We start from the raw sequence: 16,081 nt of genomic DNA, 5'->3' as shown, positions 1-16,081 counted from the left end.
TATGGATCTGCTGGGCGCGTTGGAGGGGTTGCGCCACCGGCTCGATCGCGAGCTGTTCCCGCTCGAGATCGGCCCGGCCGCCGACGACCGTCGCGCGCTCAAGGAGCTGACCGGGCAGCTCGACGACTACCTGCTGCCCAGGCTGCGGGCCATCGACGCGCCGCTGCTGGCCGTGGTCGGCGGCTCCACCGGGGCGGGGAAGTCGACCCTGGTCAACTCGCTGGTCGGGGCCGACGTCGCCGAGCCGGGCGTGCTGCGGCCCACCACGCTGGTGCCGACGCTGGTGGTGAGCCCGGCCGACCGCGACTGGTTCATGGGCCAGAACGTGCTCCCCGGGCTGTCCCGCGCCACCGGATCGGCTGCGGGTGCCCTGCGGGTGGTCACCTCCTCGTCGCTCGGCGCCGGGCTGGCGCTGCTGGACGCGCCCGACATCGACTCGGTGGTGACCGCGAACCGCGAACTGGCCGCCCAACTGCTGGCCGCCGCCGACCTGTGGCTGTTCGTCACCACCGCCGCCCGCTACGCCGACGAGGTGCCGTGGAGCTTCCTGCGCTCCGCGCGCGAACGCAGTACGGCCCTGGCCCTCGTGCTCGACCGCGTGCCCGCCGAGGCCGTCGAGCCCGTCACCCGCGACCTCGAACGCCTGCTGGTCGAGAACGGCCTCGACGGCACCCGGCTGTTCACCGTGCCCGAGGCGGCGCTGCCCTCGGAGAAGGCGCGGCTGCCCGCCGAGCTGGTCTCGCCGATCTCCGCCTGGCTGTCCGAGCTGGCCGCCGACGCGGCCGAACGGTCCCGCGTCGTCCGGCAGACGCTGTCCGGGGCGCTCGACAGCCTGGTCACACGGGTGCCGCTGCTGGCCGACGCCGTCACGCGGCAGCAGGCCGGGTTCGACGGGCTGCGGTCCATCGTGTCGGGGGCCTACGCGGGCGGGCTGGCCGACTTCGACGAGGGCATGCGCGACGGGTCGCTGCTGCGCGGCGAGGTGCTGGCCCGCTGGCAGGACTTCATCGGCACCGGCGACCTGATGCGGTCGCTGGAGAGCCGAGTCGGCTGGCTGCGTGACCGGATCGCCGGATTCTTCACCGGGCGGGCGCCCGCCGCGTCGCTGCGGGACGCGCTGGAGAGCGGCGTCGAGACACTGATCAGAGGCGCCGCCGACGGGGCCGCCGAACGCAGCCTGGAAGGCTGGTCGGCCGCTCCCGGCGGGCCCGGGATCATCGCCCGCGTCGGCGCGGTGGACGCGGCCCGGCTCGGCCGGACCTCGCCCGACCTGGGCAAGCGGGCGTCGGCGGCGGTGCGGGGGTGGCAGGAGTATGTTCTCGACCTCGTACGCCACGAGGGCGCCGAGAAGCGGACCACCGCCAGGATCGCCTCCTTCGGGGTGAACGGGGCCGGGCTGCTGTTGATGCTGGCCGTTTTCGCCTCCACGGGTGGGCTGACGGGGATCGAGGTGGGGATCGCGGGCGGCACGAGCGTGCTGTCGCAGAAGCTGCTGGAGGCGGTGTTCGGCGATCAGGCGGTGCGGACGCTGACCGTGCAGGCGCGGGACGATCTGCGGGAGCGGGTGCGGGTGCTGCTGGAGGAGGAGGCGGGGCGGTTCACCGCGCTGCTCTCGGAGGTCGAGCCACCTGCCGGAGCGGCGGACGCCCTGCGGGAGGCCGCTCAATCGGTCCGGGCGCATCGCGCCGAGCTGCCGTCGGGCCCGGCGCCGATCGAAAGCGAGGGGTCGTGAAGCTGCTGCGCCGTAAGGAGGGGCCCTCGCTGGACTCCCGGCTCGCCGCGCTGCTGGAGGCGGCCGAGCTGGCCGAGGGGAGATTGCCGGCCGACCTGGTGTCCAACGCGCGGGCGGTGGCGGAGCGGGCCGGGACGCGCCGGAGCCTGTCGGTCGACCACACGGTGGCGGCGCTGGCCGGGGCCACGGGGAGCGGGAAGTCGTCGCTGTTCAACGCGCTGGCCGGGGATGAGCTGGCGGCCGTGGGCGTCACCCGGCCGACCACCTCGACCGCGCAGGCGGCGCTGTGGGACGGGACGGGCGCGGGTCCGCTGCTCGACTGGCTGGAGATCCCCCAACGGCACACCCCACAGACCCCAGTCGAGCCCACTGCGCCTGCCGATGCTGATTTTTCCGGACTTATCCTGCTAGACCTCCCCGACCATGACTCCATCAGGCTGGCGCACCGCCTGGAGGTCGACCGGCTGGTGGAGCTCGTGGATCTGCTGGTGTGGGTGCTGGACCCGCAGAAGTACGCCGACGCGGCGGTGCACGAGCGGTACCTGCGCCCGCTGTCCGGGCACCGGGACGTGATGGTGGTGGTGCTCAACCAGATCGACCGCCTGCCGCCCCACGCGGTGGACCGGTGCCTGCGCGACCTGCGCCGCCTCCTGGACGACGACGGGCTGACCGGGGTGCCCATCCTCGGCGTCTCCGCGCGCACCGGCGCGGGCCTGGCCGGCCTGCGCGAGCTGCTGGCCAAGCGGGTGGCCGAGCGCCGCTCCTGGTCCGCCCGCCTGTCCGCCGACGTGTCCGCCGCCGCCGACCGACTGGCCGACCCATCCCATGGCGCCGGTACGCCGGGTGGCGCGGTGGCAGGTCCGGGTACGGGTGGTGCGGTGGCGGGGCTGGGTAGGCCGGGTGGTGCGGTGGCAGGCTTGGGGGCGCCGCTGACCAACGCGTTGTCCGAGGCCGCCGGGGTGCCGCTGGTCGTGGCGGCCGTCAGCAAGGGGCACCGGCATCGGGCCGTGGTCGCCACCGGCTGGCCCGTCACCAAGTGGGTCCGGCGGTTCCGGCCCGATCCGTTGCGCAGGCTGCGTATCGGTACGAGCAGCGCGGCCAAGTCGGCCGACCGGGAGATCGTCGGCCGCACGTCCGTTCCGGCTGCTTCGGCCGTACAGAAGGCGCAGGTCGAGACCGCTCTCAGGGACGTCGGCGAGGCGGCGGCGAGCGACCTGGCGGGGGTGTGGGCGGCGGCGGTGCGGCAGGCGGCGCGGTCGCGGGCCGGGGACCTGGCCGACGCCGTGGACCGGGCGGTGGCGACGACCTCGCTCGGGGCGATCCGGCGGCCGAGGTGGTGGCGGGCGGTTGGAGTGCTGCAGTGGCTGGTGTTCGCCGTCATGGTGGCCGGTGGGCTCTGGCTGGGGGCGCTGTTCGGCATGGACTACCTGCGCCTGCCCCAGCCACCCCTGCCGACGGTGGGTGTGGTGCCGTGGCCCACGGTGCTGCTGGGTGGGGGTGCGCTGGCCGGGGTGGTCATCGCGCTGCTGTCCCGGCTGGCGGCCTGGGCGGGCGGGCACCGCCGGGCGCGGCGCGTGGCGAAGACGCTGCGGGCGGCCATCGCCCAGGTGGGCGCCGACTACGTACTTGATCCGGTGGAGGGCGAACTGGCCAGGCACGCCCGCTTCACCGAGGCGATCACCCGAGCCCGCGCCTGACGGCCCCGTACGTGCTCAGGACCGATCAGGGGCGGCCGATGGGCCCCAGGAGGAGGCTCGACAGGATCGCGGCCAGACCGGCGAAACCGGCGGCCACCAGGAACGGCAACGACGGCCCGAACTGCTGCGCCACCACCCCCGCCACCCCCGCCCCCGCCGCGGCCCCCATGCTCACCGCCGTCGACACCCACCCGAACGCCTCCGCCTGCGCCCCCGGCGCGAACTCGTCCACCAGCAGGGACGTGGTCGTCAGCGCGGGGTTGACCATGAGCCCTCCGGCGAAGAGCACCACCCAGAACAAGGGCAGCGAGGACACCAGCACCAGCGGCGCCAACGCGAGACCGAAGACCAGGAGCAGCCCGCTCAGCCTGAGGGCGGGCGCGGCGGCCCACTGGCGGGCGCCGTAGACGGCCGCTCCGGCGACGCCGCCCAGCGCCAGCGCCGCCACCAGCGGGCCCGTCGCGGCCGGAATGCCCCGAGCCACCGCGAGAGCGGGCACCCCGACGTCCAGCGCGCCGATGGCCCCGCCGAGCAGGACGACCACGCCGAGCAGCACGCGCATGCCGACGTGCCGGAACACCCGGCCCCGGCCCGCCGACAGCGAGGGACCGGTGACCTTCAGCACCCGCGAGAAGGCCAGCGTGCCCGCGCCCGCGGCGGCGGCCACCACGCCCAGCCCCACTGACGCCGACACCAGCGCGATCAGCAGCCCGAACAGCAGCGGGCCGGTGAGGATGGCCAGCTCCTGCACCAGGTACACCAGGCTGTAGGCGGCGGTACGTCCCTCCGCGGCCATCCGGCCGCCCCACTCGATGCGCATCGTCACCGAGATCGGCGGCAGCCCGGCCCCCGCCGTCCACGCCAGCGCCACGGTCGTCCACCCCGGCCAGCCGGACCCGGCGCCGATCACCAACGCGATCAGGGCCGTGACGTGCGCTGACGCGCTGACCGCCAGCACCCCGCGCGGCCCTCGCCGGTCGATGAGGCGCCCCTGGACCGGCCGGGCCATCCCCGCGCCGATGCCGAACGCCGCCGCGGCCAGCCCCGCCAGTACGAGCGAACCGCTCGACGCCTGCACCACCAGCACGATCCCCGCCGGCGCGACCTGCTGGGTGAGCTGGGCCAGGAACCCGAGCACGGCCTGCGCCGTCACCCCCGGCAGGCCGAATAACTTCCGGTACGGCACGCCTGGTGCCACAGTGTCACCCGTTTCCGAGGGAGCCGGCGATGGTGTGCAGGGTGTCGAGCAACGGCCGGAGAAGAGGGTGGGTCTCGGCGCCACGGCGTACGGCCGCGAAGACGCGTCGCTCGGGGCCCGGCGTACGGCGTACCGCCACCCCGGGCAGCACCATGTCACGCAGCGCCAGCCTGGGCACGAGCGCCACCCCCGCACCGGCTCCGACCAGCGCCACCACGGCGCGGAAGTCGTCGGAGCAGTGCGCGAAGTCCGGCGAGAAGCCGGCCTGCTCGCAGGCGAACGTGATCACGTCGTGGACGGGATTGCCGGGATAGGGGCCGATCCACGTCTCCCCGACGAGATCGCCGAGCCGCACCGAGGCGCCGCCGGAGCTCGCCAGGGGGTGGTCCTGCGGGAGGACCAGGTCGAACGGCTCCGCGTACAGGGCGGACCGGTGCAGGCGGGGGTCGGCCGCGTCGGGTGCGCCTCGGTATTCGACCGCGATGGCCAGGTCGGCCTGATCGTCGAGCAGCATGGACAGGCTGTGGTCGCCCTCGGCGTCGAGCACCCGTACGCGCAGCCCCGGGGAGCCGGTGCGCAGGGCCGTGATGGCGGGGGAGAGCACGGCGCTGATCGCGGTGGCGAAGCAGGCGACCGTCACCTCGCCCGCCGCGCCCGTGGTGTAGGCGGCGACCTCGGCCTCGGCGCGTTCGAGCTGGGCGAGCACCTCGTTGGCGTGGGCCAGCATGATCTGGCCGACGGCGGTCAGGCGCACGCCGCGCGCGTCGCGGGTGAACAGCCGGTGGCCCACCTCGTGCTCCAGCGCCAGGAGCTGCTGGGACACCGCCGACGGGGTGAGGTGCAGGGCGGCGGCCGCGGCGGTGACCGTGCCATGGTCGGCCACCGCGCGCAGCGTACGCAGCCGCCGCGTGTCTATCACGCAGCGAGAATACTCAGTGCCTATACCGGGTGGGGCGTGCGGGCCTTGATGAAGGCGTCGACCGCGCGGTCCACGTCCTCGGCCGAGTGGGCCGCCGACAGCTGGACCCGGATCCGGGCCTTTCCGTGGGGTACGACCGGGTAGGAGAAGCCGATCACGTACACGCCGAGCTCCAGCAGCCGCTCGGCCATGGCCCCGGCCTCGGCGGCGTCGCCGATCATCACCGGGGTGATCGGATGGTCGCCGGGCAGGATGTCGAACCCGGCCTCGGCCATCTTGGCGCGGAAGCGCGCGGTGTTGGCGCGCAGCCGCTCGCGCGCCTCGCTGGAGGTCTCCAGCAGGTCGAGGATGCGCAGCGAGGCCGAGGCGATGACCGGGGCGAGCGAGTTGGAGAACAGGTACGGGCGGGAGCGCTGGCGCAGCAGCTCGCAGATCTCCTTGCGCGCCGCCACGTAGCCGCCGCTGGCCCCGCCGAGCGCCTTGCCCAGGGTGCCGGTGATGATGTCCACCCGGTCGATGACGCCGTGCAGCTCGGGCGTGCCGCGTCCGGTCGGCCCGACGAAGCCCACGGCGTGGGAGTCGTCGACCATGACCATCGCGTCGTAGCGTTCGGCCAGGTCGCAGATGTCGGCCAGCGGCGCCAGGTAGCCGTCCATGGAGAACACGCCGTCGGTCACGATCAGCCGCCGCCGCGCGTCGGACGCCTCTTTCAGCCTGGCCTCCAGCTCGGCCATGTCGCGGTTGGCGTAGCGGTAGCGGCGGGCCTTCGACAGCCGGATGCCGTCGATGATGCTCGCGTGGTTGAGGGCGTCGGAGATCACCGCGTCCTGGGCGTCGAGCAGCGTCTCGAAGACGCCGCCGTTCGCGTCGAAGCACGAGCTGTAGAGGACGGAGTCCTCCTGGCCGAGGAAGTGTGCAAGGCGGCCTTCGAGCTCCTTGTGCACTTCCTGGGTGCCGCAGATGAACCGTACCGAGGCCATCCCGAAGCCCCAGCGGTCGAGCGCCTCCTTGGCGGCCGCGACCACCTCGGGGTGGTCGGCCAGGCCGAGGTAGTTGTTGGCGCAGAAGTTCAGCACCTGTCGCCCGGCCACGCCCACCTGCGAGCTCTGCGGCGTGGTGATCACCCGCTCGGGCTTGTGCAGCCCCGCCTCGGTGATCTCGTCGAGCGTCGCACGCAGCTGATCGCGTACGTTCGTGAACATCAAGCGCTCCAATCCAGGATGACCTTGCCCGTGCGGCCGCTGGCGGCCGTGTCGAAGGCGGCGTCGAACTCGGCGTACGGGTAGCGGTCGGTGATCACCGGGGACAGGTCGAGGCCCTTCTCCAGCAGCACCGACATGTTGTACCAGGTCTCGAACATCTCCCGGCCGTAGATGCCCTTGATGGTGAGCATCGAGGTCACCACCGTGGCCCAGTCGATGGCGAACTCCTCGGCGGGCAGCCCGAGCATCGCGATCTTCCCGCCGTGCGTCATGTTCGCGATCATGTCGCGGACGGCTCGCGGGTTGCCGGACATCTCCAGCCCGACGTCGAAGCCCTCCCGCATGCCGAGCCGCGTGATGCCGTCGGCGATCGAGGTCCGCGCGACGTTCAGGGCCAGCGACACTCCGACCTTGCCGGCCAGGTTCAGTCGTTCCTCGCTGACGTCGGTGATCACCACGTTGCGCGCGCCCACGTGCGTGGCCACCGCCGCCGCCATCAGCCCGATCGGGCCCGCGCCCGTGATCAGCACGTCCTCGCCGACCAGCGGAAACGACAGAGCGGTGTGTACGGCGTTGCCGAACGGATCGAAGATGGCCGCCACGTCGGGATGGACCGGTACCCGGTGCACCCACACGTTGGTGGCGGGCAGCGTGACGTATTCGGCGAAGGCGCCGTCCCTGTTGACGCCGAGCCCGATGGTGTTGCGGCACAGATGGCGGCGCCCGGCCATGCAGTTGCGGCACTTGCCGCAGACGATGTGTCCTTCGCCGCTCACCAGGGCGCCGACGGAGATGTCCTCGACGCCGGGCGCGACCTCGACCACGTGCCCGGAGAACTCATGCCCCACGATCAGCGGAAGCTTCAGAGTTTGCCGCGCCCAGTCGTCATATTTCCGGATGTGGAGGTCGGTGCCGCAGATGCCGGTACGCAGCACCCGGATCAGCACCTCGCCCGGCCCCGGTGTGGGCTCCGGCACGTCGGCCAGCCGCAATCCGGGCTCGGCTCGATCCTTGACCAGCGCTTTCATGACCCCAACTCTCCCCTGTGTCCCCGAACCTAACGCACTGTGCCCGCTCCCTGAGGGAGGTGTCCATCGAGGGATTCTTAAGTGCCCCCACAGCTCCCCTTCACGCCCGGCTTCGCGCCCGCCTCCATGACACTCGAGAGCGTGCCCGATTTCGCACTTTCCGCGGTGGTTATTTGCATAAACGAGCGCTAGCCTCTCAAGACGTGGACATCGTCACTGGAGTGGAAGACCTGCGCATCGGAGTCATCGGCCTTGGCATGCGCGCGGACCTGGCCCGCTACGCCCATCGACCGGGCCAGGGCTCGGTCGTGACCGCGCTCTGCGACACCGACCCCGCGGTGCTCAAGAGCCAGGCCGGGCGCTTCGACGCGGAATTCCTGACCGAGGACTACCGCCGGTTGCTCGACCGCGACGACCTCGACGCGGTCATCGTCGTCACCCCCGACGACACGCACGAGCGCGTCGCGATCGACTGTCTGGAAGCCGGCAAGGCCGTCTACCTGGAGAAACCGCTGGCCATCACCGTGGAGGGCTGCGACAACGTCCTGCGCGCGGCGCGACGTACCGGGACCCGGCTGTACGTCGGGCACAACATGCGCCACATGGGCGTGGTCCGGCTGATGCGCGACATCATCCAGCAGGGCGTCATCGGCGAGCCGAAGACGGTCTGGGTACGCCACTTCGTGTCCTACGGCGGCGACTTCTACTTCAAGGACTGGCACGCCGACCGCACCCGGACCACGGGCCTGCTCCTGCAGAAGGCCGCGCACGACCTCGACGTGATCCACTGGCTGGCCGGCGGCTATACGACCCGCGTGAACGCCCTCGGCGACCTCATGCTCTACGGCGACCTGCCGCGCCGCGAGCCGGGCACGCCCAGGCCGGAGGGGTGGCTGAGCGAGTTCGAGTGGCCGCCCACCAGTCGCGTCGACCTCAACCACGTCGTTGACGTCGAGGACGTGTCGGTGATGAACATGCGCCTCGACAACGGCGTCATCGCCGCCTACCAGCAGTGCCACTTCACCCCCGACTACGTGCGCAACTACACGGTCATCGGCACGGAGGGCCGGTTGGAGAACTTCGGCGACGGCCCCGGCGACACGGTCAAGGTCTGGAACACCGGGCCATCGGACTACCGGGAGGACGGCGACATCGCGTACCGGGTGCCCGACGCCACCGGCTCGCACGGTGGCGCCGACGCGGACATCATGCGGGAGTTCTGCGGGTTCGTCCGGGACGGCGGGGCCACCGACACCTCTCCGGTGGCCGCGCGGATGAGCGTCGCCGCCGGCTACATGGCCACGATGTCGCTGCGCGACGGCGGCATGCCGTACGACGTCCCGCCGCTCGACCCGGACCTGGTGGCGTACTTCGACCGGGGACAGCTGGAACTCTGACGCGCGGGCGGACAGTCCCTCTATGTGGATATGTCGACACGTGCCCTGATACGCGCCGGGGATAAGGCGGCCTTCGCGCAGCTCTTCGACGACTACGCGAAGGCCGTGTACAACCATGCCTTCCGCCTGACCGCGAACTGGTCCGCGGCCGAGGACGTGATGGCGCTGACCTTTCTCGAAGCCTGGAGGTTACGCGGCCGGATCGACCCCGAGGGCGGCTCGCTGCGGCCGTGGCTGCTCGGCATCGCCACCAACGTGGCCCGCAACGCCCGCCGGGCCGCCCGCAGGCACGACGACGCGCTGGCCAGGATGCCCAGAGGCGAGAGCGTGCCGGACTTCGCCGACGAGATCGTGGGCCGGATCGACGACGCCGGGCGGCTGGCCGCCGTCCGCGCGGCCTACGACTCGCTGCGCCGCCAGGAGCAGGACGTCTTCGCGCTCTGCGTCTGGTCCGGGCTCGGCTACGCGGAGGCGGCCGAGGCGCTCGGCGTCCCCGTGGGCACCGTACGATCCCGGCTGTCGCGAGCGCGCCAGAAACTCGGCCAACTCGCGGAACCGCCACCCGCGCCCCGACAGGTAGTAGGTGACCAAGGCCCCACAAAGGAGGAGATCCGATGAGCTGGCCATACGACCGCGATCTTCCCGAGGGCCGTCACCGACTGCTCAAGGAGTTCGTGATGACCGAGATCGACAAGCCGAAGCGGCGCCTGCTGCGACCCATCGTCCTAGCGCCCGCGCTGGGCCTGGCCGCGGCGGCGGCCGTGGCGATCCCGCTGCTGTTCGGCGGCACCCCCGCGTACGCCATCGCTGACAACCCCGACGGCACCGTCAACATCCAGATCAACGAGGTGAAGGACGCCGACAAGCTCCAGGCTGACCTGCGGGACAAGGGGATCAACGTGGTGGTGAACTACATCCCCCGGGGCAAGAAGTGCAGCCCGCAGCCCCGTGCCGCGCATTTCCTGCCGAAGGAGACGGGACTCGTGGTCTGGCCGCCGCAGGAGGAGGGTTACACCATCGACCCGAGCGTCATCAAGGCGGGACAGACCGGAGTGCTGGAGTTCAGCGTCAGTGAGGGCAACGGCAAAGTCGTGGCGGGCATCTGGGCGCGAGTCGCCGAGGGCCCGGTCGCCGACTGCACGCTGGTCGACACCACGGACGCGCCGCTGTCGCACTGAGTCCACGAGGACGGCAGGCCGCCTGGACGGGGGCGCCTGCCGTACACCGTCATGGGGGATAGGCGGCCGTTCGCGGCCAGCGAGCCATTCGGGGTAGGCGGTGCTGAGGATCAGCTCCCTCCACCCGTCGAAGTCGGTGCGGAGTCTGTCGAGTTTGGCTTTCGCGACGTTCAGGGTATCCGCTCCCAGAAGCAGCCGCAGGGGCGGGTTCTCCGACCGCACCACGGTGAGGATGGCCTCGGCGGCCCGCTTGGGGTCGCCGGGCTGGCTCCCGTACGTGCCCAGGGTGTTCTCCCGGCGCTTGCCGGCGGTCTCGGAGTAGTCTTCGATGCGGGTCCCCGACTGCCGCATCGAGGGCCCTGACCAGTTCGTACGGGGCCCTCCGGGCGGGCCTCCAGGTGCCATCCGCGCCCGGTGGTGGGCAGGTTCTGCTCGGACATGACGATCAAGTCCCTTCGATGAGCAATGGTCATGACGTGGACCAACGCAACGGCTTCTCGCCGGCGTGGGGGGGTAGCCGGTGTAGCCGGCTTCACCGACGCCGCAGAAGGTGGCGGGGCGGGGTGTTCAGAGGCGCGCCGGAGCGTACGCGCTCGACCAGGCCAAGGGTTGGCCGACGCCATCGCGCCGACGCCATCGCGCCGACGTGATGAGGTCGGGTCGAGTTTCTTCGATGTCCTTGGCGCGGGCGCGATGTCGGTGCTGATCCGGTTGAGGGCCCAGCGTGGTCGGCCACTGTCCTGGTGGCGAGGAGTTCGTGGACGCAGGTGCTCGACGTGGACTGATCCTCAGGCCAACTGCGGGTAGAGCGCTGTGACGCCTGCGGCCAGCGCGGCCTGCGCCTGGCGGCTGGCGTCGTCCGCGAGGATTTCGTAGGCGCCGGCGGCGATGCCGTCGACGGCGATCCGGGCGATGTCGGCGGGGTCGGACTTGTCCCCGGTGACCGTCCGTGCCATGTCGGTGTCCATGTAGCCGACGTGCAGGCCGGCCACACGGATGCCCTGGTCGGCGAGCTGCACGCGCAGGGCGTTGGTGAGCGACCACTGCGCGGACTTGGCGGCGCAGTAGGCGCCGATCTCCGGGAAACTCACCCAGGACAGGCCGGACAGGATGTTCAGGATCGCGCCGCCGCCGTTGGCCGCGATCTGGGGTACGAAGCCGCGTACCACCGAGAGAGTGCCGAAATAGTGGGTGTCCATCTCCAGGCGGATGTCGTCCGGATCGCCGGTGAGCAGGTCGCTGCCGGTGGCTGAGCCAGCGTTGTTGATCAGGACCGTCACATCGCCTGTGGCCTGGGCAGCGGCCGCCACGGAGGCGGGGTCGGTGATGTCGAGCGCGATCGGCGTGGCGCCCGGCAGGTCGACCTGCCCGGGGTTGCGGGCACCGGCGTAGACGGAGGCGCCGCGGCTGAGCAACTCGGCAGCGAGCGCACGGCCAAACCCCCGGTTGGCTCCGGTGACAAGAACGGTGCTGGTGGACAAGTCCATGGAAAGCTCCTGGTGAAATGAGAAAGGCGCGTTGCATCGCATCTGGTGGGCCGGCCGGGGTTCCGTGTCAGGCCGCGGGGTCAGGTGGCCCGGGCCGATTCCGTGGGCGGCAGGGTGGTGATCAGTACGTAGGGGGCTGTTGGTCATCGAAGGGCAAGATCCCCATCGATTGGTGTCGGCGTTCGGCCCGGAGTGCCAGGCCGGCGAAGGCCGGTGAGGGTGGCGGTGGCGTAGGCGAGGTCAGGTGGCGAGGAAGTGGGTCACCTCAGTGGCGAACTTTCTGGCGTGCTGGAACAGAAAGGCGTGACCGGCGTCGCTGTAGAGAATGAGGGTGGCCGAGTCGAGGTGCTGGACCGCGACGTAGGAAGCATGTGCGGGGAGCATCACGTCGTGCACGCCGTTGGCGTAGCGGACGGGGTGCTTGATGGCTTCCAGTTCTGCTCGCGCCTGGTCGAAGGGGCGCTCCAGGAGCTTGGCCACCGCGGTGAGCAGGCCCTTGTCGCCGCGGACCGACCTCAATCGCCACCCCAAGCTCCGGGCGGCGCTCAAGACCGTCGCCCGGTACGTCGACGACCACGCTGCCCGAGCGCCACTTTGCCGGCCGCCGTGAAACTGACGCAAACCTCCAGAGCCCGCGACCGGGGGTTCATCTCACCTTGACGACGACCTTGCCTTTTGCGCGCCCCGTTTCGAGGTAAGCCATGGCCTCTTTGGTTGATTCGAACGGAAAGACTTGATCCACGACTGGGCGTATACTCCCCGATTCGATGAGAGAACTGATCTCGCGCAGCTGATCGCCGCTTGCTTTCATGAAGAGAAACGAATAGCTGACGTGATGACGTTTTGCCGCTCTCCTGGCTTGGTAGCTCAAGGCGCGCATCACCGGCCGCAAGATCCACGGCGATCCGACCTCTTTCGCGAAATCAGGATCAGGTGGGCCTGAGATCGAGATGAGCTTGCCGCCGGGCTTCAGCACTCGTAGAGATTTCTTGAGAGTCTCGTTGTCCAGGCTATGCAAAACCACATCATAGCCATGCAGGATTTTTTCGAAGTCGTCTTTCCTGTAATCGATCACGACATCTGCGCCGAGGCGCTTCACCAGATCGATGTTCGCCGTGCTGGTCGTTGTAGCCACGGTTGCGCCGACATGCTTGGCCAGCTGGATGGCAAACGTTCCTACACCGCCGGAACCCGCTTGGATGAAAACTTTCTGTCCTTTCCTCAGCTTCGCTGTTTCAACCAATGCCTGCCAGGCGGTCAAGCCGACCAGCGGGATGGAGGCTGCTTCTTCCATGGTGAGGCGTGTTGGCTTCAGCGCCAGATCGTCTTCTTTTATCGAGATGAGTTCAGCGAAAGCACCGATTCGATCTTGACCTGGCCGCGCGTATACTTCGTCGCCGGGCTTGAATCGCCGCACGCGAGACCCGGCCCGGACAACGACACCGGCCACATCATTGCCCAGAACGACCGGCAGATGATAGGGCAGAATGAGCTTGAACTCTCCGTCCCTGATTTTGGCATCGAGAAGGTTCACGCCCGCGGCGTGGATCTGGACCAGTACATCGTTCTCCCGCACCTCCGGGTCCGGCATTACGCCTGCCCGCAACTTTTCGTTGTTTCCGTAACGTTCGAGGATGAATGCTTTCATGATGCTTTCTCTCCTTGATTTCTTGCCAAGTGAGAATGAAAGGAGGCGGCCGACTCGATGTCGCACAACCGGGTCGGCATGGTGTTCCTGTGCCACCGCCCAAGCCGGGCACACTCGCCCAGGGGTCTACGGCGGGCTGGGCGGTCTGGCGTACGCGGCGCTCACCTGATCGGCCGATCCGATCCGACAAGAAATTATGGCGCGAGGAATTCCGGAACCTCTTTGACGCACTCTTGGTGATACTGGAATATGCCGCCGTGTCCGGCGTCACGGTACAGTCCGAGTTGGGCGTCCGGCAGCCGTCGAGCCAGGTCGACAGAATTGCTGGCTGGGCACCATCCTGTTGTCTTCGCCGTTGACCGCCAGGACAGACTGCTGAATGTCCGACAAGTAAAAGGGGGCTTGCAACCCTCAGGCGTGGATGGCCTTGAGCTGAGCACGGAAAGCCGTTAGCGAAATCCTGACAAGGGAGCGGGCGCCGGCCACCTTCGCGATGTGGCCGGCGGCCTCGCGGTCGGAGTGCGTCGAGGCGTGGCCGACCCGCCGAAGTGGAAGTGCAGCAGCGCTCGGCCGGGGTGGGCGCCCTCGGGGATGCACCACAGGGCGGGGACGCCGTTCGCGTCCACTTCGTCGTAGGTGACGCCTTCCGGCTCGGTTGACGCCCGGCGTCGAGGCCCGGCGTCGAGGCCCGGCGTCGAGGACTTCGCGCTCACGCTCTCAAGGAGCTGCGCGAACTGCTGTGCCTGGGGGCTTGCTCCCATGGTGACGCTCCTGCTCAGTGCTGCGCACGCTGCTCGTGCGCCATCTTTAGATTATGACCATACGACCATAAGATGAGACGTCGTCCAGGCGCAAGGGTCTCGCCGGATTTAGATTATGATCGTACGATGATGGCGTGTGGCGAGGGCAGGTGGGCCCTCCCCGCAGGAGGAGGAGCGCATGGTTCGGTACAGCCAGGAGCACAAGCGGGCGACGAGGCAGCGGATCATCGAGACGGCCGGCCGCCGGCTCAAAAAAGACGGCATCGACGGCTCCGGAGTCGCCACGCTCATGGCGGACGCGGGACTGACCAACGGCGCCTTCTACGCCCACTTCGCCTCCAAGGAAGACCTGGTCGCCACCACCGTCGCCGACCAGCTCCGCGAACAGCGCGAAAACCTCGGCGCGGTGACGCCCGGACGCGCCGGAGTCGAGCAAATCGTGTGTGCGTACCTGTCGCCCGAGCACCGCGACAACCCCGGCGAAGGCTGCCCATCGGCCGCCCTGCTCGACGAGATCGGCCGCTGCACGGACGCGACCAGGCAGGCCTACACCGACGGCGTGCTGGCCATCATCGACGACTTAACCGCGCGTCTGGCGCCGCACGATCCGCAGTCGGCACGCGTCAAGGTGCTCACCGTCTACGCCGGAATGATCGGCACACTGCAACTCTCCCGCGCCCTGGCCGACCGGCAACTCGCCGACGCCGTCCTCGAGCAAGGCATCCACAACGCCCTCACGCTGCTGGACGCCACACAACAGAGCTGACGTCCCGCATCACCAGACTGTGACACCCTTGCGGAACCGCTGGAGCCCGCCCCATCGGGTCGCTCCCGGTCCCGGACTGCAGAAATTTCCACGGGCACGCCGCTGACCTGCAGCGATGGGCAGGACATCGTCCGCCGGCTCACCAGGGACAACCTCGACGAACGTCTCCAGGCCGCGCGCTCCAACCTACGCTTCCAAGGTCGCCGCGTCGCCGATCTTGAAGCACAACTCACTCACCCGCAACAGGCACCCTGGCGGCACCCGCCCTTGCACGCTCGGCCCCGCTCGCCAAGCCGAGACACTGTTGGCGAATTGATCAAAGGCTCGCTACGAGGGAATCGGCTCACTCTCCGGGCTGCCATCGGACCTCACCTCGGCTGCGACGCCACGGCTTCGCAGTCGGATGTTCAGGAACTCCATCTCCGCCAGCGTCCCGACCAAGCCGGAGTGAGTGAGCTCGTCGGCGAGTTCACGAGCCCGGGGAAGCGACACCTCCCAGACCTCCCGCAGAACCTTCAGAACCGAGACCGGGCTCGGTGCCGGACCGACCAAACGCAGCCGGCTAGGGCCATGCTCCGCCAGCAGGGCACTGCGGATATCCTCCGGCGTCTCGCCTGAACCGAATTGCTCGCACCAGCCAGTACAGCAGGACTCGCAGGCGACCTCGGCATCCCAACACAACTGCCCGCGGTCGATGAACTGGTTCACCTGACGGACAAGGATTCCCTCGCATCTGCCACAACGCGATTCGATCTTTGCTGTCTGCCCCGTCATCCCCGACATCAACGCTCCCATCGCCGCCACGACCCGGACACCCAGCCGAGGGCGGCCAGCTCGTGCAGGTGCGCGACGGCGTCCTCCTCCAGCGTCAACGCGGCCGCCGGCGCCTCGAGCACCTGCGGCCGACGGATGCTTGTCCCGGCCCTGCTCCAGGCGGATGTAGTAGTCGGTGCTGACGCCGGCGAGCATCGCGACCTCTTCCCGGCGCATTCCGGGTGTTCGGCGGAGCCCGGCCGCGGGCATCCCGTGCGATTCGGGCCGGGCCAGTTCCCGCCGCGCTCGCAGAAA

General features: G+C 69.9%; 15 protein-coding genes and 1 pseudogene. 6 read left to right on the top strand and 10 right to left on the bottom strand.

The features are described from left to right. Window position 1: 1 nt before the first annotated feature. Entirely contained in the window at window positions 2–1,732 is a 1,731-nt protein-coding gene (locus tag ACGFJ2_RS52665) for an ABC transporter (protein ID WP_393481797.1), read from the top strand. Continuing rightward, complete coding sequence (locus ACGFJ2_RS52660) at window positions 1,729–3,429, top strand: GTPase (protein WP_393481794.1); 1,701 nt, start codon at window positions 1,729–1,731, stop codon at window positions 3,427–3,429. Before ACGFJ2_RS52665 ends, ACGFJ2_RS52660 begins: the two co-directional genes overlap by 4 nt. A gap of 25 nt (window positions 3,430–3,454) precedes the next feature. On the opposite strand, the gene ACGFJ2_RS52655 is transcribed toward ACGFJ2_RS52660, so the two are convergent. Genes ACGFJ2_RS52655 through tdh form a run of 4 tightly spaced genes read right to left on the bottom strand, consistent with a single transcriptional unit; the run spans window position 3,455 to window position 7,776 of the window. After that, a complete protein-coding gene (locus tag ACGFJ2_RS52655; protein WP_393481791.1) occupies window positions 3,455–4,627 on the bottom strand; it encodes a hypothetical protein in 1,173 nt (390 codons plus the stop codon). Between the two features lie 4 nt (window positions 4,628–4,631). Then, on the bottom strand, window positions 4,632–5,546 hold the full coding sequence (locus ACGFJ2_RS52650) for a LysR family transcriptional regulator (protein ID WP_393481789.1): 915 nt from the start codon (window positions 5,544–5,546) through the stop codon (window positions 4,632–4,634). 20 nt (window positions 5,547–5,566) lie between these two features. Beyond that, complete coding sequence (locus tag ACGFJ2_RS52645; RefSeq protein ID WP_393481786.1) at window positions 5,567–6,748, bottom strand: glycine C-acetyltransferase; 1,182 nt, start codon at window positions 6,746–6,748, stop codon at window positions 5,567–5,569. Continuing rightward, complete coding sequence (gene tdh / locus ACGFJ2_RS52640; RefSeq protein WP_393481783.1) at window positions 6,748–7,776, bottom strand: L-threonine 3-dehydrogenase; 1,029 nt, start codon at window positions 7,774–7,776, stop codon at window positions 6,748–6,750. Before tdh ends, ACGFJ2_RS52645 begins: the two co-directional genes overlap by 1 nt. A 203-nt stretch (window positions 7,777–7,979) precedes the next feature. On the opposite strand from tdh, the gene ACGFJ2_RS52635 reads away from it, so the two are divergent. From ACGFJ2_RS52635 to ACGFJ2_RS52625, 3 genes are read left to right on the top strand one after another with little or no spacing between them, the layout of a single operon-like run. Continuing rightward, window positions 7,980–9,173, top strand: a complete 1,194-nt coding sequence (locus ACGFJ2_RS52635) for a Gfo/Idh/MocA family oxidoreductase (protein ID WP_358182100.1) — start codon at window positions 7,980–7,982, stop codon at window positions 9,171–9,173. Between the two features lie 30 nt (window positions 9,174–9,203). After that, on the top strand, window positions 9,204–9,791 hold the full coding sequence (locus tag ACGFJ2_RS52630) for an RNA polymerase sigma factor (protein ID WP_357957905.1): 588 nt from the start codon (window positions 9,204–9,206) through the stop codon (window positions 9,789–9,791). Next, complete coding sequence (locus tag ACGFJ2_RS52625) at window positions 9,788–10,351, top strand: hypothetical protein (protein ID WP_358182098.1); 564 nt, start codon at window positions 9,788–9,790, stop codon at window positions 10,349–10,351. The genes ACGFJ2_RS52630 and ACGFJ2_RS52625 overlap by 4 nt, the downstream gene beginning before the upstream one ends. Before the next feature lie 788 nt (window positions 10,352–11,139). Here the strand turns inward: ACGFJ2_RS52625 and ACGFJ2_RS52620 are convergent. The 4 genes from ACGFJ2_RS52620 to ACGFJ2_RS52605 all read right to left on the bottom strand — a co-directional run bounded on the left by ACGFJ2_RS52620 (window position 11,140) and on the right by ACGFJ2_RS52605 (window position 14,247). Next, window positions 11,140–11,838: an SDR family oxidoreductase gene (locus tag ACGFJ2_RS52620; RefSeq protein ID WP_357957899.1), complete on the bottom strand. Its 699-nt coding sequence runs from the start codon at window positions 11,836–11,838 to the stop codon at window positions 11,140–11,142. Between the two features lie 240 nt (window positions 11,839–12,078). Continuing rightward, on the bottom strand, window positions 12,079–12,357 hold the full coding sequence (locus tag ACGFJ2_RS52615) for an alpha/beta hydrolase (protein ID WP_358182095.1): 279 nt from the start codon (window positions 12,355–12,357) through the stop codon (window positions 12,079–12,081). A 127-nt stretch (window positions 12,358–12,484) separates the two neighbouring features. Then, window positions 12,485–13,486, bottom strand: a complete 1,002-nt coding sequence (locus ACGFJ2_RS52610; RefSeq protein ID WP_393481778.1) for an NADP-dependent oxidoreductase — start codon at window positions 13,484–13,486, stop codon at window positions 12,485–12,487. A gap of 449 nt (window positions 13,487–13,935) precedes the next feature. Next, on the bottom strand, window positions 13,936–14,247 hold the full coding sequence (locus ACGFJ2_RS52605) for a hypothetical protein (protein WP_393481775.1): 312 nt from the start codon (window positions 14,245–14,247) through the stop codon (window positions 13,936–13,938). A 178-nt stretch (window positions 14,248–14,425) separates the two neighbouring features. Between ACGFJ2_RS52605 and ACGFJ2_RS52600 the strand changes: the two genes are divergently transcribed. Further along, window positions 14,426–15,013 carry a TetR/AcrR family transcriptional regulator gene (locus ACGFJ2_RS52600; RefSeq protein ID WP_393481772.1) on the top strand — a complete coding sequence of 196 codons (588 nt, stop codon included), beginning with the start codon at window positions 14,426–14,428 and terminating at the stop codon, window positions 15,011–15,013. A 327-nt stretch (window positions 15,014–15,340) separates the two neighbouring features. On the opposite strand, the gene ACGFJ2_RS52595 is transcribed toward ACGFJ2_RS52600, so the two are convergent. After that, window positions 15,341–15,721: a hypothetical protein gene (locus ACGFJ2_RS52595; RefSeq protein ID WP_393481863.1), complete on the bottom strand. Its 381-nt coding sequence runs from the start codon at window positions 15,719–15,721 to the stop codon at window positions 15,341–15,343. Between the two features lie 252 nt (window positions 15,722–15,973). After that, window positions 15,974–16,036 (bottom strand): annotated as a pseudogene (locus tag ACGFJ2_RS52590) (hypothetical protein); the annotation flags it as partial. Between the last annotated feature and the right edge of the window lie 45 nt (window positions 16,037–16,081).

It is taken from the genome of Nonomuraea sp. NPDC049028 (genome assembly GCF_043197735.1).
Taxonomy (GTDB): domain Bacteria; phylum Actinomycetota; class Actinomycetes; order Streptosporangiales; family Streptosporangiaceae; genus Nonomuraea.
Note: the sequence above shows the minus strand (reverse complement) of the source record. Positions and strands in the feature narration are given on the sequence as shown.